The 21058-nt window shown below is 63.4% G+C and carries 16 protein-coding genes; 6 read left to right on the forward strand and 10 right to left on the reverse strand.

What is annotated here, in order from left to right:
* Window position 1: 1 nt before the first annotated feature.
* The 3 genes from murJ to AC1L34_RS14450 form a co-directional block, all read right to left on the reverse strand.
* Window positions 2-3481 (reverse strand): murein biosynthesis integral membrane protein MurJ, encoded by a 3480-nt coding sequence (gene murJ / locus AC1L34_RS14440; protein WP_480035335.1) that lies wholly within the window; start codon window positions 3479-3481, stop codon window positions 2-4.
* Window positions 3482-3549: 68 nt separating this feature from the next.
* Entirely contained in the window at window positions 3550-6213 is a 2664-nt protein-coding gene (locus AC1L34_RS14445) for a DUF6049 family protein (RefSeq protein ID WP_480034857.1), read from the reverse strand.
* A complete protein-coding gene (locus AC1L34_RS14450) occupies window positions 6104-7351 on the reverse strand; it encodes an NUDIX hydrolase (protein ID WP_424322975.1) in 1248 nt (415 codons plus the stop codon). Before AC1L34_RS14450 ends, AC1L34_RS14445 begins: the two co-directional genes overlap by 110 nt.
* Window positions 7352-7428: 77 nt before the next feature.
* On the opposite strand from AC1L34_RS14450, the gene AC1L34_RS14455 reads away from it, so the two are divergent.
* Genes AC1L34_RS14455 through AC1L34_RS14465 form a run of 3 tightly spaced genes read left to right on the forward strand, consistent with a single transcriptional unit; the run spans window position 7429 to window position 10680 of the window.
* The gene (locus AC1L34_RS14455; RefSeq protein ID WP_424322974.1) at window positions 7429-8931 is read left to right on the forward strand and encodes a CCA tRNA nucleotidyltransferase; all 1503 of its coding nucleotides are present in this window, start codon (window positions 7429-7431) and stop codon (window positions 8929-8931) included.
* 9 nt (window positions 8932-8940) lie between these two features.
* Window positions 8941-10032 (forward strand): aminotransferase class V-fold PLP-dependent enzyme, encoded by a 1092-nt coding sequence (locus tag AC1L34_RS14460; RefSeq protein ID WP_424322973.1) that lies wholly within the window; start codon window positions 8941-8943, stop codon window positions 10030-10032.
* Window positions 10033-10062: 30 nt separating this feature from the next.
* Window positions 10063-10680, forward strand: a complete 618-nt coding sequence (locus AC1L34_RS14465) for a DedA family protein (protein ID WP_424293818.1) — start codon at window positions 10063-10065, stop codon at window positions 10678-10680.
* On the opposite strand, the gene AC1L34_RS14470 is transcribed toward AC1L34_RS14465, so the two are convergent.
* A complete protein-coding gene (locus tag AC1L34_RS14470; protein WP_424293817.1) occupies window positions 10677-11267 on the reverse strand; it encodes a YqgE/AlgH family protein in 591 nt (196 codons plus the stop codon). The genes AC1L34_RS14465 and AC1L34_RS14470 overlap by 4 nt on opposite strands.
* 69 nt (window positions 11268-11336) lie before the next feature.
* Between AC1L34_RS14470 and AC1L34_RS14475 the strand changes: the two genes are divergently transcribed.
* On the forward strand, window positions 11337-12638 hold the full coding sequence (locus AC1L34_RS14475) for an MFS transporter (RefSeq protein ID WP_424293816.1): 1302 nt from the start codon (window positions 11337-11339) through the stop codon (window positions 12636-12638).
* On the opposite strand, the gene AC1L34_RS14480 is transcribed toward AC1L34_RS14475, so the two are convergent.
* From AC1L34_RS14480 to AC1L34_RS14490, 3 genes are all read right to left on the reverse strand, one after another.
* On the reverse strand, window positions 12611-13036 hold the full coding sequence (locus tag AC1L34_RS14480) for a hypothetical protein (protein ID WP_424293815.1): 426 nt from the start codon (window positions 13034-13036) through the stop codon (window positions 12611-12613). The genes AC1L34_RS14475 and AC1L34_RS14480 overlap by 28 nt on opposite strands.
* Window positions 13037-13114: 78 nt before the next feature.
* Complete coding sequence (locus tag AC1L34_RS14485; RefSeq protein ID WP_424293814.1) at window positions 13115-14101, reverse strand: bile acid:sodium symporter family protein; 987 nt, start codon at window positions 14099-14101, stop codon at window positions 13115-13117.
* Between the two features lie 8 nt (window positions 14102-14109).
* Entirely contained in the window at window positions 14110-14637 is a 528-nt protein-coding gene (locus AC1L34_RS14490; RefSeq protein WP_424322972.1) for an SdpI family protein, read from the reverse strand.
* A gap of 96 nt (window positions 14638-14733) precedes the next feature.
* Between AC1L34_RS14490 and leuS the strand changes: the two genes are divergently transcribed.
* Window positions 14734-17631 carry a leucine--tRNA ligase gene (gene leuS / locus AC1L34_RS14495; RefSeq protein WP_424322971.1) on the forward strand — a complete coding sequence of 966 codons (2898 nt, stop codon included), beginning with the start codon at window positions 14734-14736 and terminating at the stop codon, window positions 17629-17631.
* A gap of 242 nt (window positions 17632-17873) precedes the next feature.
* Here leuS and AC1L34_RS14500 read toward each other — a convergent pair whose 3' ends face one another.
* Complete coding sequence (locus AC1L34_RS14500; RefSeq protein WP_424322970.1) at window positions 17874-18497, reverse strand: hypothetical protein; 624 nt, start codon at window positions 18495-18497, stop codon at window positions 17874-17876.
* 150 nt (window positions 18498-18647) lie between these two features.
* Window positions 18648-18896, reverse strand: coding sequence for a hypothetical protein (locus AC1L34_RS14505; RefSeq protein ID WP_424322969.1), 249 nt, complete (start codon window positions 18894-18896; stop codon window positions 18648-18650).
* Window positions 18897-19077: 181 nt separating this feature from the next.
* Here AC1L34_RS14505 and AC1L34_RS14510 point away from each other — a divergent pair, with 181 nt between their 5' ends.
* Window positions 19078-19662, forward strand: coding sequence for a hypothetical protein (locus tag AC1L34_RS14510; protein WP_424322968.1), 585 nt, complete (start codon window positions 19078-19080; stop codon window positions 19660-19662).
* A gap of 245 nt (window positions 19663-19907) precedes the next feature.
* Here the strand turns inward: AC1L34_RS14510 and AC1L34_RS14515 are convergent, their stop codons facing one another.
* Window positions 19908-20993: a DUF2804 family protein gene (locus AC1L34_RS14515; protein WP_480034858.1), complete on the reverse strand. Its 1086-nt coding sequence runs from the start codon at window positions 20991-20993 to the stop codon at window positions 19908-19910.
* Between the last annotated feature and the right edge of the window lie 65 nt (window positions 20994-21058).

Below are 21058 nucleotides of genomic sequence, written 5' to 3' on the forward strand. Positions count from 1 at the left end.
GCTAGCTCACGCTGATCCGCGAAATCACGGCCTGGTAGTCACCGGTGGGGCCCACCGGGAGCGTGGTGAGCCACACGATGAAATACGGTGCGGCAGACGTCTTGTCGATGGTGAGGCCGGTCGAAGCTGAGTTCACCGACCCGGTCCCTACGAGAGTCGTTGCATCCAACGAAGTGGGTCGACGCTGCTCAGAGGTCCGCAATTGCACCTCGAACCCCGGCGTTGAGGTCTCAATCTTCACCGAACTGACCGTCTTGCTGCCGTCGACGGTGAAGATGAGACCCAGCCCCGACTTGAGCCCGCCGAACTCTGGATTCCCTCGGTAGGCATCCGTCCGCCAAGGCGGGCTCGCACCCGAAATCACGTTGGCAATATTGGGCGAGGACTCCGTCGGGTCACCGGAGACGTCGAGCAAAGTCACCGATCGCAAGGCCACCGGACCGGCGGCCGACGGTGAGCCTGGCGATGACTCAGCCGAGGACGCCGTTGAATCCGACGGCAGAATCGAGTCGATGTCCGAGTCGGTGGACGACCCACCGAACACATTGGTCAACGCCACGACCAGCGCGATCGCTAAGAACACGATGAACAGGCCACCACCGGCGAGGAGCGCAACATTGCGTTTGCCCTTTTCTCCCTCGCCCATGAGGCGTTCCTTGCGTGTCCGCGACAGTGGCGCAACGGATACGGGAGCCTGTCGAGATTCGACTCGCGGAAGCATGTCGGTCTTCAGGTCGACGACCGTTGCTTGGTCGAGCACGTGTTGAACGGTCGCCGCCGTACGGATGCCGCTGTTGCCCTCCATGGCGCGAGTGGCGACCGCGGAGATTTCAAAGGGTGTGTCCGGTTTGACGATGCGCGGCAGAATGGGCTGATCCGGGTGTTCGGGATCGGGGTCCGCCGGCGCCATGCCGCCGATCGGTTCGGTGGTCGAAGCGGTGGTAACCAGGCGTGAGCCGGTCTCGGCATCGAGGGCCCACCGGTTCAACAGCAGTGCGTACAAGACGGCGCCGAGACCGCGGACATCGCCGGAACGATCATCGCCCGGCATCACTGCCGGGAATGCGAGCACGGCGTCGCCGTCCGTGCTGACTCGGATGCGATCGGGATGGTCAATAGAGAGCGTGGCACCGGCACGGTGTGCAGCTTCGGCACCAGCTGCCAGGGCACGCACGGCACGGGCGGCACCCATCGCCGATGGTGATGTCGCCGCAACGTCCTTCAGGGACGAGCCGGCCACCCACTCGGTGACAATGACGCCGCCGGAAGCGCTGCGCACTACGTCAAGGACGGTGGCGACACCCGCTGAATGGAGCTGGCCGAGGCGACGGGTGCGGTTCAAGATGGCTTGCGGGCCGTCGTCGGCCGGTCGTTCTCCGGGGTTGAACGGCGGTGCTTTTTGCTCGGGATCAACAAAGGTGAGGCCGACTTCGCGGTCCAGCCCGGTATCCCGCGCGCGCCAGAACTCGATACCGCGGGTGCCGCCCTCCTTTTCGAGGAGTCGGTAGCGGCCGCCCGCGATTCCGGCACCCGGTACCAATCGGGGTCCTCGAGGCGGGCCCATGATGCGGGTCCTTTCGTCGGACGGGCCGGTCGGGGTGGCACCCTTGCGGTCCATCGGCGGAACTCCTCGCTGGGGTGGTGGTGGTCGGTGTGGCCTGGGCGGGGGAATCGGACGGCCAACAACCGGGATCAACATGGTGTCGCCCACCGCGCCGCCGGACAGCACCGAGTACTCCTGCCACGTCGCGGTACCCCTGTCGAACCGGCGACGCACATCTACTTGACCAGCGTACGGGACAGAATCCTCGAACGTGACGCGCGGAATCTGGACTGTCATGGTGCGCGCATCGCGGTGTTCGTCGCCTGGCTCCGGCGCGGGTGCGAGGGCCGGAATGAATCGACCGAGCAGACGCATCACGGTCCCGGAAATGGTGACCATCTCGGGGATTTCCAGCGCGGTCAACAGCAGGTACACGATGCCAAGAACGACAATCGCGGTGAAGCCGAGGTAGACGATCGAGCCAATCTTGCCCGCCTCCGTCGCCATGTTCGACAGCCCGGTCAGGTCGGCGACCAGCCACACGGCGGCCGCCGCGACCACCGAGACGGCAATCGTGATGACGGTCGTCCGCATGACCCCGTGCATTCGGCTGACTCCGAGCCGTTTGTGCAGCAGCATCTGTCCGACAATCGCGCCGACGAGATAGCCGAGACCGTTCGACAGCGACAGCCAGCGAATGACCATATTGGGATCGTCGAACATGACGGGTCCGAGGTACGACGACGCTACCTTGACGGCGGTAATGCCCACGACCATCAGCGTCGGTGTCCACGCGTCTTCGCGTGCATAGAAGACACGTAGCTGGACGAGCGTCATGGCGTACGGGATCAGGGTGAACGCACCCCACGACAAGACGGAGCCGAGTTGGGAGGCGGTGTCGGCGTCAAACTTGCCGAAGTTGAAAATGGCGATGGCGATCGCCGGCCCGAAAAAGGTCATGAACGCGACCGTCGGGACCAGGGCGATCATCGTGAGGCGGGTGGCCAGGGACATGTCGTCGATGACGGCGTCAGTGTTGTCGTCGGCGGCATTGCGCGATAGTCGCGGCATGATCGCCGTCAGGATGGTGACGCCGAGGACGCCGTAGGGAAGTTGCAGCAGCTGCCAGTGGGTGTTGTAGATCGAGATGCCGTCGGCGGTTGCGTGCGCCGCGATGCGGTAGGTGATCACCAGGCCGACCTGCAGCACGAGGACGTAGGCGACGATCGCGACGGCCATGCCGCCGAACTGACGCAGGCGTGCGTCGATGCCCCACTCGAGCCTGAGGTGGACGCCGACCTTGCGGAGGTATGGCACCAAGATGGCCATCTGCATGACGACGCCGAGTGTGGTTCCGATGCCAAGGACCAGGATCTTCGGGTCCGACATCTTTACCGGGTTCAGCGTGAGGTCTCCCGGCATCGCCCAGAACAGGACCAAGGTGGTGATTTGAACGACGTTGTTGAGAACGGGCGCCCAGGCACCGGGCTTGAACAGGCCTTTCATGTTCAGGATGGCGATGAACAGGGCGGACAGGCCGTAGAAGAGAATTTCTGGCAGCAGCAGATAGGCGAGCGCAGTGGTCAGTGGACGGTTCACCTGGCCGTCGCCGACGTTGAGCATCGTGAGCAGCGGTGCGGCGATGACCGCGATGACGCTGGTAACGCCGAGCAGCATCACGGTGATCGTGAAGATGCGGTTGATGAAGCCGACGCCGCCGTCTTCGTCTTCCTTCTCGGCTCGCACCAAGACGGGGATCACGATGGCGGTCAGGACGGCACCGAGGACCACTTCGGCGATCATGCTCGGCAACACGTAGGCGGCTTGGAAAGCGGATGCGATGGCACCGCCCAGCATCGCCAAGACCAGGACGGTTCGGATAAAGCCGGTGATGCGACTGATCAGGGTGGCGATGGCGATGGAACCGCCGGTCCGCATGATTCCGGCATCGGAGTCGTCGGGTTTCACGGCCACGGGTTCGGCGTTGCGGTCGCTCTCACGTTTGCTCACGAGACTCCCCCGGTGTCTCTCGGCCCGGAGTCCCCATCCGGTGCTTCCTGCAGGTCGAGGCGACGCTGGTAGCCCAGCGTTGCTTGTTCCAGGTCTTCCGCGTCCGGTTCGGGCCGGTCCTCATCGGCGGGGTCTGGTTCACCCTTGAAACGGTGCCACAGTCGACGTGCAGTCAGCGCGATGAGGATGATCGCCGCGCCGATGGTGATCCAGAAGAGTGCTTTGCCGTAGGCGTTTGCGTAAACGGAAAGCTCGATTGGTGTGCTGAGCGGGATGTCGCTCGACGTGATGAGCCCAATGTGAACCGTGGCTGGCTCGGAGCTTGAGGCGTGCGTTGGGATCTGTAATTGGCGGGTGCCCGCCGCCGGAATCTCAAACGTGCCAAGGTCGGCAATTTCCAAGGTGGGCGGCGCGTCGACGTCGAGCCGCACCTTAATCGGCAGGGCCAGGTTGTTCCGTACCACCAACAACAGTGGGCTGCGTTCGGATGCCAGGGTGTATCGGCCGCTGGGGTCCAGGAGTGAAACGGCCTGCTGCATGCTGTTGAGTGACTTGCCGACTGCGGTCAAGCGCTGATCGCGCCGCTCGCGGGTGGCTGCGGAGTCGGTTGTTGACGCGCTCGACACCGACCGGATCAGGTCGTCGCGCAAGGGTTGCATGTAGTCGACGGGGGTTGTGACCGTGTCGTTGTTGCCCACGAGCGACGACTGCATGCGGTCGATTGCGCCGAGCCGTTGTCGGACGGTTTCGGCATCGTGCTGGGTGATCGGGTAGCCAGCGGCCGCATCTGGCTCAATATCGCCGGGAACCTCGAGGCGAGCCCGGGCATTCACCGCAGGCATCTCGTCGAGAAGGGTTGCCAGCGGCACCGGACGAGCGGTACCCGACGAGAGCATTAGCGCTGCGGTGTCGCGGAAGGTTCGGGCGTCTTGCAGGGTCGGTGACCAGTAGGTCGGCGGCATGATGAAGGCCGACCGACCGGTCGCTGGAAGGTCTGGTGCGGGCTGATCGTCGGTTTGCGCGATGGGACCGCTCAGCATCGGGAAGGTCAATGCTGCCGCAGCTGACTGCCTACGGCTCGCCGCAGACTCATGCGACAGCGTCGGCTGCTGCCAGTTGGGGGTGATCGCCGGTACAACGGGGGTGATCCCGGCACCGCCGAGAGCCGCGGTGATCGCAGCGTCGTAGGTCTGCAGCGAAAGCTCGCCGTGCTTGTAGCGACCCGAGGGGGTGCCGGCGGTGGGAGCTGTGTCGGCACCGATCGGCGACATCGAGGTGGAAGCGATCGCTGCCGCCTCGACCCCCAGGGTGGAAAGCAACTCTTGCCCGTTGTCCGTCAAAGTGCCGGTAGCAGGCAGAGTGAGGCCACGGACGGTCTGCACTCCCAGCATCTCGTCAACAACGGTGTAGGGGTCAAGAACAGCGCTCTTACTGAGGTTGGCGTCGTTGATGGTGTACAGCGAGTCGAGTCCGGCCTGCGCGAACGGCAGTGCGGTCACGCACATTCGGGATGCGACGGCCTTGAGGCGAGTCAACCAGTTCGCGGCGGCTTTGGCACCCTGACCGGGATAGGTGGCGGCATCGGGGTTCGCCGGATCGATGGTGATGACATAGCCCCTGGCCATCTCCGAGACCGTGGTTAGCAGGTCGGGGTCAACCGCCAGGCAGATGGAGTCGCGGACGGGATTGTGCTCGTCGGCCGGTGCTGACTGCTCGTCGTCGGTGCCCGGGGTGGGAGCCGCGCCAATGCCCGCCAGTTCCTCCAGGGCCGCGAGGGACAGGCCGAGTCGGCCGTCTGCCTGCAGGGAACTCGCCATCGCATCACTGGTCAGTCGCAATTCGGCGGTCTCGCCGCCGAGCGTCCCGGCGGCGGTCTGCGGCGGGGCTGCCAACGGCCAAATCATGGTGAACGCGGACGGGCTCGTCGAATTGGCCGCGATGGATCCGTCTCGGCCCAGCAGCGGATTGCTGGCTGCCCCGGCGGCGGGATCCACGTATTCCCGGGCACGTTCGCTGTTTGGTGGCAATGACAGGACCGGCAGAAGGGTCCGCGAGTCGGCGATGGAAACGGCACCGCCGTCCGCTGGTGTACCGAGCACGTTCACCAGAAGCGGGTACACACCGGCCCGCATCAGATTCAGACCGCCGTATCCGGTGATCGGGACAGTGAGCGTGAAATCAACCGATTTTCCGGGCGCCAGGCTTCTGATGACCTTTGCCTGCCCGCTAGAGATCCCAAAACTATTGGCGGGCAACGTGAGTGAGCTACGCAGTTCCGAGGACGCGGTGATGGCATTGCCGCGTTGCAGGCGCACGCCTATGTCACTGATGGGCCGATTGTCGGTATTGACGATCCGTCCGGAGACCGTGACCGTGTCGCCCGTCGAGCCGGTGACGGTCGTCGGCGTCACATCCGACAGGCCCAGGGTGGCGTAGGCACGGGTGGCTGGGTCTGCGCGCGCGTCCGGGACTCCACCGACTGTCAAGGTCAGCAGGAAAGCCACGGTTGCCACGACCAGCAACTGCAGCGACCGTCGTCGCGCGGTGGAGTCAGCTTTCACCGGATGCGGCGCGACGCGGGCGCCGCCGGCGTCGACGGGGTTTCGGCGCGGGCGGCGGTTCGTTTCGACGCTGATTGCGTGCGGCTGCGGCTTTCTCATAGTCGTTTGGCTCGGTGCGGAGGCAGCTCGCTTCAGATTTCGCCAACCGGTCCGGGTCGCTCTGTAGGTCGGCAATTACTGATTCGGCCATCCGCGCCAGACGCCGTTCGTCAGAATACGTGAGGCGGCGGGGCAACTCAGTCAACGGGACCCACGCGACGGCGCTTACCTCGTAGTCGGCGTCTGACAGTTCACCGCCGGTGTACCGCAAGAGGTAGTGGTGGACGGTCTTGTGGATGCGCCGACCCTCGCTGACGAACCAGTAGTCGATTTTGCCGAGCGGCGCGACGATGGTGCCCTCAATACCGGTTTCCTCGGCGACCTCGCGCATGGCGGTCTGTTCGGCCGTCTCTCCGGTCTCAATGTGTCCCTTGGGGAGCGACCACATCATTCGCCCGCGGCGGTCGATCCGGCCAATTAGCGCCGCAGAGAGCTCCGAAAACGGGGCATCGATGTCCGACAGCACGAGTCCGCCCGCTGAGGTTTCGCGGACCGTGTGCAGTCGCGGGGTGGTTTCGGGAGCCTCTGACCGACGGGTAGTGCGGCGCCGGGTGCGCGGCATGGACGCCGGTGAGTTGGCTTCTTGGACATCGGGTGCGGTGAGCTCGACGGTCGTGCCGACGACCTGCTTCTGGTTGCCGTTGGCCTTGCCACCGGATCCGCGTTGCCCGCCGCCCTTGCGAGACGTTCCGGGCTTCTGTCCGCCGGGCTTGTTCGGTCCCGGCTTGGGGCCACCTGATTTTTGGCCGCTGGATTTGGCCCCATTGGATTTAGCCCCGCTCGACTTAGCCCCATTGGACTTCGTGCTGCCGGGTTTTTGGCCATGGGGTTTCGGCCCGCCGGGTTTTTGGCTGTTCGGGCGGTGGCTGCCGGGTTTCGGTGCGCTTTTCGGCGGCGTATTCGAGGTGCTAGGCGCGTCGGTCGTCGTTGTCTGCGTCGCCGATGGCTGTTGCTGTTGAGCCTGGCCGCCGCGCCCGGAGCGACGTCCCCGCCGTCGGCGCCCGCGTCGGCCCTGACGTGTCCGTCCGGTCTCACTTCCGGCCGGGGTGTTGCCGCCACTGCTTTTACCCGGCGCAGCATCGGTTCCCGACACGCCGGAATCGGCGGTCGGGCGCTGCAGCGAGGGTTCAGCGGACACACCCCGATGCTAGCCGCTTGTAACCCTCCGTTAGCCGAACAGGTTGAGTGGGTCGGCAGTCGGTAGGGTTTCTTCACATGACCGACACTGCGCCACGGGGACAGGCGAGCGAAGATGCACGCTCGCAGCGCCGCACTCGCCTCCTAGCGTCGGCGGCGATAACGCTTGCGTCGCTGGGCGACGTGCTCACTCCCCTCGCCAACGAATTTGCTGCCCGCGGACACGAGTTGTACCTGGTGGGCGGGTCTGTCCGCGATGCCGTGCTGGGTCGCTTAGCCGGGGATCTCGACTTCACGACCGACGCCCGCCCCGACGTGATTGCCGAGATCTTGGGCAACTGGGGCGACGCCGTCTGGGATACCGGTATCGAGTTCGGGACGGTGAGTGCTGCAAAACGGGACCCCGACGGTGCTGAGGCCACAATGGTCGAGATCACCACGTTCCGGTCCGACCTCTACGACCAGCAAAGCCGCAATCCGGTCGTCACTTTCGGCGACACGTTGGAAGACGATCTGGTTCGCCGCGATTTTCGGATCAACGCGATGGCCGTGAAACTGCTTGCGGACGGCAAGCAGGAGTTCGTCGACCCCCTCGACGGGATGAGTGATCTGCTGGCGGGCATCATCGATACCCCGGCGGCACCGGAACTCTCGTTCAACGACGATCCGCTGCGAATGCTGCGCGGCGTGCGGTTTGTGTCGCAGTTGGGATTTGCCCTCGCCGACCGAGTGCTCCTCGCGACGACGGAGATGGCCGGTCAGATCGAACGGATCACCGTCGAACGCGTGCGGGTGGAACTCGACAAGATGATTTGCGGTGAGCACCCCATCGAGGCGGTAGATCTGCTGGTCGAGACGGGATTGGCCGAACTGATCATCCCGGAGATCCCCGGCATGAAGCTCACGATCGACGAACACCACCAGCACAAGGATGTTTACCAGCATTCCCTGACGGTGCTGCAGCAGGCGATTGACCTGGAAACGGGCGACCCCGACCTGGTGTTGCGGTGGGCCGCGCTGCTCCACGACATCGGCAAGCCACCCACTCGACGGCACGAGGAGGGCGGCGGCGTGAGCTTCCATCACCACGAAGTGGTCGGCGCCAAGATGGTGCGAAAGCGGATGCGAGCGCTGAAATACCCGAAAGCCATCGTCGAAGATGTTGCCCAGTTGGTGTTCCTGCACCTGCGGTTTCACGGTTACGGCGACGGCCAGTGGACCGATTCCGCGGTCCGACGGTACGTCAACGACGCTGGTCCGCTGTTGGAGCGGCTACACAAATTGGTGCGCGCCGACTGCACCACTCGTAACCGCCGCCGCGCCCGCAAACTTCAAGAAACCTATGATTCGCTCGAGCAACGGATTGTCGTGCTCCGGGAGGCCGAAGACCTCGATCGCGTCCGCCCAGACCTGGACGGAAACGCCATCATGGAACTGCTTGGCCTTCCTCCCGGTCCCATGGTTGGGCAGGCGTGGCGCTATCTGAAAGAGTTGCGCCTTGAGTCCGGGCCGATGTCGCCCGAGGAGGCCGAGTCGGCTCTGCACGAGTGGTGGCGTCAGCAGCAACAGGATCAAGGGTAGATTTGAGACATGTACTGCAGCGATCTCGGTGAACAGTGGCGTGCAGCAAGGGTCGAGCCCTCAATTGGGCATCTGGATGCGGCTTCGGCCGGGCGTTCGTCGAACGCCGTCATCGACACCCTGCATCAACATCTCATCCGTGAGGCGAGGGACGGCTCATATATCGCCGCCGATGCGCAGGCTGACATGTTGGACGCTGGCCGACAGACACTCGGCTCGCTGCTTGGCCACGCCGCCGACGAACTGTCGTACCGTGACAGTGCACGCGCGGCACTGAGCAGTGTTCTCAATGGCATGAAGCTTCCCCTTTCGGCGACGGTGTGGGTGGCGACCAACGAGTTCGGCCCCAACCTCGCCGAATTTGAGCGGCGCGATTTCGTCGTCCGCACCATGCCGACGATCGACGTGTTTGGGCGCGTCGATGTGGATTCGCTGGAGAACATGCTGCAGTTTGAGCAGCCAGACTTTATTCACGTCTGCCACATCGGCTCGACGAGCGGTATCGTCCAGCCGGTCGCGCAGATCGTTGAGGTCGCGCACAATGCGGGCGTCGCCGTGGTCGTCGATATGGCGCAGTCCGTGGGCCATGTGGCGACCGTGACCGGTGCCGACGTCGTATACGGCACCTCTCGGAAATGGTTGACCGGTCCGCGTGGCGTCGGCTTCGTGGCTGTGCGTTCGGATTCGGTCATCGACGTTGAACTGCTGCCCTCGGATGCGTTCATCGCCGGACAGTTGGCGCTGTCGCAGGCGGTGGCCGAATTGGTTGACCTCGGCGAGCAGAAGGTGTTCGACGAATTGGCCGCGATTGGCCGCATCGCTCGTGAACGACTCCACGGGATTGGTAGCTGGGAAGTGGTTGAACCACTTGATGAGCGGTCGGCGCTGGTCACCCTGGCTCCGCCGCCCGGTTGGGGGCCCGCGGATGTGGTGGCGGCCCGCGACCGACTCCGCGAACTGGGTCTCCTGGTGACTGCCGCCGATTCGTGGCGCGCTCCCCTGGCTGGCGACACCTCGTTGCTGCGCATCAGTCCGCATTTGGATGCGCGCACCGAGCAACTCGATGAACTGGCCAAGGCGATCCGAACGATGGGTTACTGACAGCGGACAAACCCGCTGAGTTGACGGCACATGGGTTCATTGTCAGATCGGCTGACCGAGTTGGTCGGCTCAGCACCGGCGTGGGCCGTGTACCTGGTGGCTTTCAGCATCGTCTACTTCGAGACCGCGATGGTGCTCGTCGGTTTGGTGGTGCCGAGCGAAGCCGTGCTGATCGCGGCAGGGGTGGTTGCCGCGGTCGGAAAGCCGTCCATTGTGGTACTGGTTCTTGGCTGCGCGGTGGCGGCGGTTGCGGGCGACACTACCGGTTACGCATTCGGTCGCTTGGCGGGACCGCGGCTTTCCCGTACCCAATTTGGTCGGCGGATGGCTCGACGCGCCGTACGGTCGGGCTACCAACCGCCACCGCCGGGCGCGGCCATCGCGGCGATCGCTTCAGCTCGTTGGGTCGCCTACGTTCGCAGCGTGACTCCCCTCCTGGCGGGCGCCCGGCGGATGCCGTTCACCCGCTTTCTTTGTGCGACAGCGATCGGCGGTATCAGTTGGACGGCGACCATCCTGCTGATTTCCTACGGTGTTGGCGCCACCCTGGGGGCCAACGTGGCGCTGATCGTCGGGATCAGCGTGGGAGCGGTCGCCTTCGGCTTTTTGGTGTTCCGCCGCGTACGGGAGCGACGCGCGAGCAGCTAGTTCTCTTCCGGGTGCAGCGGATAGGTCGAGAGCAAGGGCAGGGGCCACGGTTGTCGACGCAACACTCGTTGCCAGACGTCGACCGCCGGCGCCGACAGCAGGTCCGAAGGTAGACCCGGGGCCACAATCCAACTGCCCTCGGCGATCTCATCGTCCAGTTGCCCCGCATCCCATCCGGCATAGCCGGCAAAAATGCGGATGCCATTGAGCACGTGAGCCATTTCGTCGGGATCGGCATCGAGGTCGACCATCGCGACCGGTCCGACTACCTGGTGCAGTTTCGGCTGCTGGCTCATGTCGACCCCGGTCTTCGCGACTCCAAGGCACAGGGCCGACGAGGTGGACACCGGGCCGCCGACAAAGACTGCGGGCGGGCTGGCCGCCAATCCCGCCCACGCGGGGAGCACGTTGTAGACGGCGGCGTCGGACATGCGGTTCAAGACCACCCCGAGGGTGCCTTGCTCGTCGTGCTCGATTATGTAGATCACGGTGCGTGCAAACGTCGGGCCCGACATGGCGGTGGACGCAATGAGCAGCGCGCCCGCACGCACGGGAGGTTGATTCGTCACAAAATCGGGACCGGACACCCCTTAATCATGTCACCTGTGAGGCTCGGTCGCCCTCACCCGAGTCTCGATGAGCCGTAAACTCGATGAGTGAACAGTTTGCGGTCGGTGATGCACGCCCCCGGGCTGATGCGATTGCTGTCCGTACGGTTGCTGAGCCAGATGAGCGACGGCGCGTTTCAAGCCGCATTGGCCTTCTCGATCTTGTTCAACCCCGATCGACATACCGATCCGATGGCGATAGCCGGCGGCTTCGCGGTTCTGCTGCTCCCCTATTCGCTGCTAGGCCCGTTCGCCGGCGCATTGCTGGACCACTGGGACCGCCGACGGGTGCTGCTGTGGGTCAACCTGCTGCGGGCCGTGGCGGTGATTCTGGTGGCGGTAGCGATGGGCACCAACAGCCCGGACTTTGTGGTGTTGCTTTGCGCCTTGCTGGTTACCGGGTGCAGCCGTCTGGTGGCGTCTGGGCTATCGGCAAGTCTTCCCCACGTGGCGCCGCCCCGATTGATCGTGGAGATCAACTCGGTCTTCACCACGGTCGGTGCCGGAATGCTCGCAGTGGGTGCGGGAGTGTCGGCGGTCTTGCGGGTGATTTTTGGTGCCGACAACGGCGGATCGGGGGCAACGCTGCTGGCCGGTGCCGTATTCGCCGTTGGCGCGGCGCTGATCGCGGCGAGTTTCCGCACCCGAGAACTTGGTCCCGACCGGCCCGATGGCGAAGGCCACACCATCGGATACGCGGTGGTCCGGGGGTTGGCGCACGGCGTCCGCGCCGTTGCGAACGTTCCCAGCGTGGCGATTGTGCTCGGGGCGCTTGGTACGCACCGCCTCATCTTCGGCTTCAACACCCTGATGTTTTTGCTGCTGGTCCGCCATACCGAACTCGGCGACTCGCTCGGTGCCGACGTTCGCGCCATCACCCTCATCGGGACATCGGTCGCGATCGGTGCCTTCGTCGCTGCGGGCACCACGCCGGTGCTCGTCCGGATGGCCGGTCGTCGTGGGACCATCACGTCGGCGCTGGCGCTGGGTGCGGTTGCCGAGTTCATGCTGCTGACAAACAAAGCCGCCCCCGTTTTGATTGCCGCCGTACTAATCGGGATCGCCGGGCAGACAGTGAAGCTCTGCGGTGACGTCGCGATGCAATGCGACATTGACGATTCGTTCCGCGGCCAAGTGTTCGCGGTGCAAGACGCCGTTTTCAACACCGTCTTTGTGGCCGCGATCTTCCTCGCTGCGACCGTGATTCCGCCGACCGGCTTCAGCGTGCCGCTCATCATCGTGGGATCGGCGCTCTACGCTCTGGCCGGGTGGGCTATCTGGGGATCGGGCGAGCACGTGGAAGGCCCGGCCCAACCCGAACTTCATCCCATCGAAGTGCTCTCCCGGTAAGAGTCGGCATACCCGTCTCCATCGGCATCGACGAGAACAAGATCGTCGACTCCGTCGCCGTCGGTATCGAGCGAGGTCTCCCGGAACGGCCCGCTGCCCGGTCGGCGGTGGTCGGACGGACGGTGTTCGGCAGGGTCCTCGACTTCCCACAGCCCGCGGCCACCGTCGCGGAACTGCGCTTCCCGGTGACCGTCGTCGTCGAGGTCGAGGAGGGCCAGGTCGGCGGTCCCGTTGCCGTCGGAATCCCACATGGCGTCGTCGAGGAGGCCGTCGCCGTCGAAGTCGAGGGCGACGGCATCGGGGATACCGTCGCCATTCAGGTCGAGGTCGGCCGGTGAGGTCCAGTGGGACAGCGCACCGTCGCCGGTGCCGAACACATAAGCAATGACGGGATCCATACCTTTAGGACGCAGCGCCGCCCGAACTGGTTCCACAACACGCCGAGCGGCCGGAGAATCAGGCGGCTCGGTCCGGCCTTAGGTGATGCCGTCGGCGATGGCCCGCTTCTCGTAACGGCTGGCGAGCATGGAGCACAGGATCAATTGGATCTGATGGAAGATCATCAGCGGCAGCACAATGAAGCCCACCGTGGAGGCAGCAAACATCACCGATGCGAGCGGAAGCCCGGTCGCGAGGGACTTCTTACTACCGCAGAACTGAATGGCGATCACGTCGGCACGATTGAATCCCCACCGCTGCGGTACCCACTGAGTCAACGCCAGCATGCCGATGACGACTGCCGTGGAGATCACCCCGACCAGCACTACATCCCACGCGCTGACGATGGACCACATCCCGGAGACCACGCCTGCACTGAACGCGACGTAGACGACCACTACGATAGAACTGCGGTCCACGTACTTTGTTGGGGCGGCGTACTTCGACAGGAATCCGGAGATCAGCGGGCGGCACAACTGTCCGACGATGAACGGCACCAAAATCTCGAGCACAATCTTCAGGACCGACGATCCGGTGATGTGCACCCCGGCCTCCGACCCCATCAGCAAAACCACCAGCACCGGCGTGAGGAAAACCCCGATCAGGTTGGACGCGGAGGCGCTGACAATGGCGCCCGGCACGTTGCCGCGGGCTATCGAGGTGAAGGCGATCGACGACTGGACCGTCGATGGAACCAGCGTCAGATACAGCATGCCCGCAGCCAACTGTTCGCCAATGATGGGCGTCAATGCGGGCTTCAAAACCAGCCCGACCAGCGGGAAAGCGATAAATGTGAACGCCAAGATCGTCAGATGCAGCCGCCAGTGCGTGAGTCCTTCGAGGGCTTCGCGCGGGTGCAGACGGGCACCGTACAGGAAGAAGAGCAGGGCGATCAGGCCGACGACGACCCAGTCCATAATGTCGGCAAAGGAGCCTTTGGCAGGGAAGATAGCCGCCACGACGACCGCCAGCAGGATCGACAGCACGAAGCCGTCGATCGGTGACCGATCGAGAATTTTGCGCATGGCGGCGACTAAGACGCGTGCTGCGCGGGTGCGTGGCCCGGCTCGTCGTCGGACGACAGGCACATGCCGCTCAGGGCGCACGAGCCGCAGCTGGACTCGCCGCAGTCGGCAGCGGCGGCGGCTTCGTCGTGGCCGGCCGCATCCCCGGCGGGTGCCGGCGAGCAGCAGCCACCGTCGGTGCCGCAACCTGCTGGTTCGGGCACCGCCTTGGCTGCCTGCAAGGCCATTCCGCCTACGACCGACACCACGCCGACGGCGACGACGACGCCGAACACCGCGACCAGCACTCCCCACGACCCGATGGCCAGCGCAATACCGCCGGTGACGGCGAGGATGGCGGCGGCACCGAGGAAGCCGGGGGCGGCGACCTTGTTGGCCACTGCGAAGGTCTCTTCCGATCGCAGGGTCTCGGCAGAACGAACGCCGACCCAGCGGTTGCGACGCAACGCCCCGGCCAGACCGGCAACTCCGACACCGAGCCACACCGCGGCGAGCACGAGTGTGAGAACTGCAACGACGGCCGAGACGATAGACATGAAAGCCATGGTACGACGCCCATTGCGGTAGGTCGAAACGGTTTCTGGCCCCGGTCGGTTTTTGGGTGGTACGAGTAAACGATTTACGCTGGTTGAGTGACTTCTGTTGATTCGACGAACGCCGGGACCGATCCTTCTGGATCCGATCCGGCTGCCCATCGCTACACCGCGGCGACCGCTGGCGAGCTTGAGGCGCGCTGGCAGGAGTTCTGGACGCAGAATGAAACGTTCTCCGCGCCGAATCCGGTCGGTCCCCTCGCTGGCGACTTTACCGGTTTCTCGGGTCCGCAGGCAGACGCAGAAGACAAGTTGTTTGTGCAGGACATGTTCCCGTACCCGTCGGGTGCCGGTCTCCATGTTGGGCACCCGCTCGGCTTTATCGCGAGCGACGTGTTTGCCCGCTATCAGCGGATGATCGGCAAGAACGTCCTGCACACGATGGGGTTCGACTCGTTCGGCCTGCCCGCCGAGCAGTACGCCGTCCAGACGGGCACCCATCCCCGGACCACCACCGAAGCCAACATTGAGCGCTACCTGGAGCAGATCCGGCGACTTGGTTTGGGACACGACGAACGTCGCCGCGTGGCGACCACGGATATCGAGTTCTACCGGTGGACGCAGTGGATCTTCCTGCAGATCTACAACTCGTGGTTCGACGTCGAGCAGGGCAAGGCCCGCCCGATCGACGAGTTGATTGAAGAGTTGGAAGCGGGCACGCGCGAACTCGAAGACGGTCGTGACTGGGTGGCGCTGAGCGCTGCCGAGCGCCGCGGCGTGCTCGACGACTACCGCCTCGTGTACCTGAGCAATTCACTCGTCAACTGGTGCCCCGGTCTGGGCACCGTGCTGGCCAATGAGGAAGTTACGGCCGATGGTCGTAGCGAGCGCGGCAACTTCCCCGTGTTCCGTAAGAACCTGCGGCAGTGGATGATGCGGATTACCGCCTACTCAGACCGTCTGCTTGACGATCTGGAACTGCTGGATTGGCCCGAGAAGGTCAAGACCATGCAGCGCAACTGGATTGGGCGCTCGCGCGGTGCGCAGGTGAAGTTCCCGGTTCCCGGCGTCGACGGCGGTATGGCCAGCGACCCGATTGAGGTCTTCACCACCCGACCCGACACCCTGTTTGGTGCCAGCTACATGGTCCTGGCTCCCGAGCACGATCTGGTTGATGAGATCGTCGCCGCGGCCTGGCCCGAAGGCGTCGATGAGCGCTGGACCGGCGGAGCCGCCACGCCGGTGGAAGCCGTCGCCGCCTACCGCGCCGGGATTGCCGCCAAGAGCGACCTGGAACGCCAGGAAAATAAGGAAAAGACCGGTGTCTTCACCGGTGCCTACGCGACCAACCCGGTGAACGGCCAGCCCGTCCCGGTGTTCATTGCCGACTACGTGCTCATCGGCTACGGCACCGGTGCCATCATGGCCGTGCCCGCCCACGACACCCGCGACTACGAGTTCGCCACCTCGTTCGGCCTGCCGCTCATCGAGGTCATCGGCTCCGACGAGGGCATCGCCGAAGCCGCTTTCACCGGCGACGGCCCGCTGATCAACTCCGACTTCCTCAACGGCCTCGCCGTCGAAGAGGCCAAGGCCGCGATGATCGAACGCCTCGAGGCGGACGGCAGCGGTACCGGAACGGTGCAGTTCAAGCTCCGCGACTGGCTCTTCGCCCGTCAGCGGTACTGGGGCGAGCCGTTCCCGATCGTGTACGACGCCTCCGGTGCGCCGCACGCGCTGCCCGAGTCGATGCTGCCCGTCGCCCTCCCCGAGGTCGCCGACTACCAGCCCGTCGCCTTCGACCCGGACGACGCCGACAGTGAGCCTTCTCCCCCGCTGGCGAAGGCAACGGACTGGGTGAACGTCGAGCTCGACCTGGGCAACGGTCTGCAGACCTATACCCGCGACACCAACGTGATGCCGCAGTGGGCAGGTAGCTCCTGGTACCAGCTTCGCTACATCGATCCGACGAACGAAGAAACCCTGTGCGCCAAGGAAAACGAGGCGTACTGGATGGGACCGCGCCCCGAGCTTCACGGCGCGAACGACCCCGGCGGCCTCGACCTGTACATCGGCGGCGTCGAGCACGCCGTGTTGCACCTGCTGTACTCGCGTTTCTGGCACAAGGTCCTGTTTGACCTCGGCTATGTCACCAGCAGCGAACCGTACCGTCGCCTGTTTAACCAGGGCATGATCCAGGCCTACGCTTACACCGATTCGCGCGGCGTCTACGTGCCTGCCGAAGAGGTCGTCGAGCGTGATGGCAAGTTCTGGTACCAGGACCAGGAGGTGTCGCAGGAGTACGGAAAGATGGGCAAGTCGCTCAAGAATTCCGTCGCTCCCGACGACATTTGCCGGGACTACGGTGCCGATACGCTGCGTGTTTACGAAATGTCGATGGGCCCGCTGGATCAGTCACGCCCGTGGGCGACGAAGGATGTCGTCGGTGCGCAACGCTTTTTGCAGCGCGTCTGGCGTTTGGTGGTCGACGAAGAGACCGGCGGCGTCCGAGTCACCGATGAGGCACCGTCCGACGCCGCGAACAAGGCCCTGCACAAGGCCATCGCTGGCGTCCGCGACGATCTGGCGAATCTCCGGACCAACACCGCAGGTACCAAGCTCATTGAGCTGACCAACTTCCTGACGAAGAATTACCCGCAGGGCGCTCCCCGCGAGACGGTACGGCAGTTGATTCTGATGCTCGCTCCCCTGGCCCCGCACATCGCGGAGGAACTGTGGAGCCGTCTCGGCGGCGAGGGTTCCCTGGCGCACGGGCCGTTCCCGGAGGTCGACGAGCGTTGGCTGGTCGAGGACACGATCGAGATTCCGGTGCAGGTCAAGGGTAAGGTTCGCGCTCGCCTGACCGTTGCTGCCGACGCCGACGAGGCGACGGTCGTAGCTGCGGCCTTGGCCGAGGAGAAGGTCGCCGCCCTACTCGACGGCGAGCCCCGGAAGGTCATCTTCGTCCCCGGCAAAATGGTCAACGTCGTCCCGTAGGGGAGCGGCTGTTAGATTTACCCGTCCCTAATCTCGCAAGGAATTGCTGCGGCGCCTGGGTGCCGTGCAACCGGATGGGTGGCTCTCTCAGGCTGCTCGCTGTTGTTCACAGAGTTGGGTTGGACCGCAGTTGAGTTCACTGAGTTCGATGTCCTGGTGGGTCGATAATCAACAGGATCGCGGCACGTCTCGAGGTGGCCCTCGGGGACCCCGGGGTTCTAATCCGAATTATTCACCCAAGTTCAAACCCGAGGCCAACCCGGAAACGGCATCACAACTTTCGGGGCAGCAGTTTGATAGGTCACGCCAGAATCATCGGCCATCGGGTCGATTCCTGGAGCGATGTATTCAGATTCACAGCGCTCTCCCTCGTGAGAATTTGAAACGCTCATTCTAAGGTCGATCGCTCGCCATCCTCCAAAGAAGTTTCGCAGCGGACTATTCTCAACACCAGTTACATCCACCTGAGGCGTCTGGCCTTCCCGGTTAAAAGTCAACTCATACGGGACGCCACCACGTTCAAAGTTGCGGGCGAACGCGTCATTCTTGCGTTGCCCCAGCCCTTGTGCGAGCAGGCAAACACCAACACGTCCCGACGTCTGCTCCGATACATAAGAGATGACCTTGAAGTAGATCGTCCCAGAGAAGCCCGTATCGGAGACTGGCCGCAACATAATCCGGGGACCATTCTGCGATCTATCCGATGAGAACGAGTTATCAGTGGCCGCCTCAAATCCCGGATAAGTCGCCACCTCCTGTGACACGGGAAACATAATTCGAGATGACGACTCGAAGAACGCTCTGGTAAACGTTGACTCTGCAGATCCAAGTGGAAGAATTGACGAATCATCCCACACAAAGCTCATCGCCCTTGTATGATTTCCACCGGCGGCCGACTGACCAGGACCAACTGGCGTCTGATTCCCACATGACGCCAACATCACCGATACCAGAAGGGCAGATAGGGTACTCAGGATAATTTTCAAGTATCGCACTGGTATCATCAGCGTCCAATTCTATTGATTGTCATCCCAATTTGGGATCTTACCCTTTCGGCTCTTCGCCTCAATGTCTGCCAGGTAGTTATCGGGATACAAGTTTCGAACCTTATTCGGCAAAGTCTTCTTGGCCGCGGGAGAAAGGTCCTCATAGGGCTTCAATGTCCAATTTCCATCACTGCCCTTTTTGAAGAGCGCTTTGTATTCTTCATTGTGGCGAAGCTTGTTCAGCTCGCCTTCATCCGAAGAGACCTTGCCGAGCAGCATGTTGTACTCCAGACTCGAATATCCTCCCATATTACCAGGTTTGGGAATTGTGGACCTATGATGTGGTCTCCGAACGTGAGGGAAACTATTCGAGATACGCCGCATATCAGTGGGTTCCTACTGCCAGCGTAATTCCCGTCCGCGGACCAGTCGGGTCAAACTTGGAATGGAGGGGATGAGAATGACTGACGACACACGTAGCCAACAATCAAATGTTTCTCGGCTAACTAGGCGAGTCCGGGTGATTGGACTGACTGTGGTTGCGCTGGTATTCGTATATATTCTACTGATCACAGTGTTTGGTAGACTCATGGGAATTATTTCCCACAGTACAAGCGAAGAGTCGCAGACTGGGACGCGAATCGGGGATAAATACGAGGGATGGGAACTCGTCAATCTTGTTGACCTGATCGGGCGTTCGATTGATGAGGCGAAGCGAACTCTTGGAACTCCCGCAGTGGACAACACGCTAGCTCCCGAGAACGAGGGCGGCCTCAAAGTTATTGTTGACCAGGCGTCTGCGGGAACGCCTCCAGTCGGCAGAATGATCGTGGTTGGATATTGCAGCAGGATGGAATTAGCTGGCCGCAACTTCCTCACTCTTGCGGTAGCGGATCCATCAGATTTGAGCAGTGAAGATCGAAAATCGCTAATAAGCGATCGTGTACAAGTTTCCTATCGATATATGGCGGCGCACAAATGTGATGCCGCGACGTTAGGGCAACTTACGCCGTGGATTAGTGTTCGTCCGCCATCGCTCCGATAGGCATTAAGGAGAGCGCAATGTGCTGCGCGCTGTGGTGTTGTTCCTTAGCCGCCCGAGACTAGGGTTCACACGGCTCTTAGTGTCGGTGTTTGGTAGTTGAAGGACCCCGGACGTTGTTAATCGCCCTCAACGACCGGGGTCGCCTTCTATTCGTCTGTAGCCACAATGCCCCGGTCGATGACGGGCTCCTCGATGCGCGGGCGGGCGGGACAGCAGGGCAGAGCGGCAGGTCGGGGCGCCGCGATCTACACCGTGATCCGCTTCTGCTCCCCCACGCCGAAGAAGCCGTCGACGTTTAACGTCGCGTCTTCGGCGTGGATGTTGCCTTCGTACCAGCCGTAAGGCGCGTAGTACTCGGCGAGCACCTTGCGCGGGCCGACGTGCATTGTCGACTGCACGGTCGGCGTGAAGGTGACATCGACGGCACCGGCCGTGTCACGGATAAACCACTTGCCCCATGGGCCGTCGGGCCGCGTCACCGTGATTTCCGGCAAGCGGTGCACCCGGTTGCCGATCCAGATGGCGTTCTCGTTGTAGACGCCAGGATCGAGCATCTGGTTGTGGGTCAGGTTGAAACCTTCGACCTGACCGGCATCGTTGCGGCGGATTCCGGTGACCCAGTCGTATTTCATGGGGCGCGGGTAGTCGCCGTGGTGGTCATCGAGGATGAGGTAGCCGCGGTCGTCGGTGAGGCCAACTCGATTGTCGTCGATGATGAGCGAACCCGACGCGGGCATCATCGCTTTGTGCGAGTACAGCGCCTTGTTCTTGGCAAACGGGTGCACCACGACCAGGTGGCCAGCGTTGTCGGCGGAGCAGTCGCCGGTCACGTGCAAACCCATTTCCGGGCGGCGTGCCGTGCCGCGGGCCTCGGCGTCGACGGTCAAGACGCCGTCGGGCAGGTTGTTGCCGATCTCGATCTTGACGCCGCCGAACTCGCCGTGCGAGACCGTGTCGTCGAGTCCCCGCGCGACGCTGAGCATCGGCGACGGCAGCTTGCTCTCCCATCGGGTGATGGTCGCGTCGTGCTTGTTGACGGCGAGAACCTGAAGCAGCCCAAGGCTTTTCGCGCTATAGACCGCACCGAGAACGAACCAGTTGTCGTCGCCGAGTTGGAAGGCTTCCCACTCCTTGAGCGCGGTGTTGCGGGCTGCGCGGCGGGCGAAGGCCAGCGGTCCGGAACCGGCGGCGTCGAGCGAATTGATCTCGGGTATGGACCGGTTGTAGGTGCCGAAGTTGTAGCGGCCATTCGAAACGAGTGATCTGGGCGGCTCGGTGGAGGCCGGAGGGAAGATCGGGGCGCGGGAGGATGCCGGGGTATTCATCGCCATCGACCATAGTCGAGCGTGCGAATGGCCTCGAAGCAAAGCTGTGAACCGTAGAAACTGGAGCTTGG

This window comes from Gordonia sp. 34D (assembly GCF_056682775.1).

Bases quoted from the DNA above. Each gene is read 5' to 3' on its own strand.
- AC1L34_RS14500 (WP_424322970.1), bottom strand. From the start codon at position 18,497: ATGAGCTTTGTGTGGGATGATTCGTCAATTCTTCCACTTGGATCTGCA.
- AC1L34_RS14480 (WP_424293815.1), bottom strand. From the start codon at position 13,036: ATGGATCCCGTCATTGCTTATGTGTTCGGCACCGGCGACGGTGCGCTG.
- AC1L34_RS14465 (WP_424293818.1), top strand. From the start codon at position 10,063: ATGGGTTCATTGTCAGATCGGCTGACCGAGTTGGTCGGCTCAGCACCG.
- murJ (WP_480035335.1), bottom strand. From the start codon at position 3,481: ATGCGGACCGGCGGTTCCATCGCCATCGCCACCCTGATCAGTCGCATC.
- AC1L34_RS14515 (WP_480034858.1), bottom strand. From the start codon at position 20,993: ATGGCGATGAATACCCCGGCATCCTCCCGCGCCCCGATCTTCCCTCCG.
- AC1L34_RS14445 (WP_480034857.1), bottom strand. From the start codon at position 6,213: ATGAGAAAGCCGCAGCCGCACGCAATCAGCGTCGAAACGAACCGCCGC.
- AC1L34_RS14490 (WP_424322972.1), bottom strand. From the start codon at position 14,637: ATGTCTATCGTCTCGGCCGTCGTTGCAGTTCTCACACTCGTGCTCGCC.
- AC1L34_RS14505 (WP_424322969.1), bottom strand. From the start codon at position 18,896: ATGCTGCTCGGCAAGGTCTCTTCGGATGAAGGCGAGCTGAACAAGCTT.
- AC1L34_RS14460 (WP_424322973.1), top strand. From the start codon at position 8,941: ATGTACTGCAGCGATCTCGGTGAACAGTGGCGTGCAGCAAGGGTCGAG.
- AC1L34_RS14485 (WP_424293814.1), bottom strand. From the start codon at position 14,101: ATGCGCAAAATTCTCGATCGGTCACCGATCGACGGCTTCGTGCTGTCG.
- AC1L34_RS14510 (WP_424322968.1), top strand. From the start codon at position 19,078: ATGACTGACGACACACGTAGCCAACAATCAAATGTTTCTCGGCTAACT.
- AC1L34_RS14455 (WP_424322974.1), top strand. From the start codon at position 7,429: ATGACCGACACTGCGCCACGGGGACAGGCGAGCGAAGATGCACGCTCG.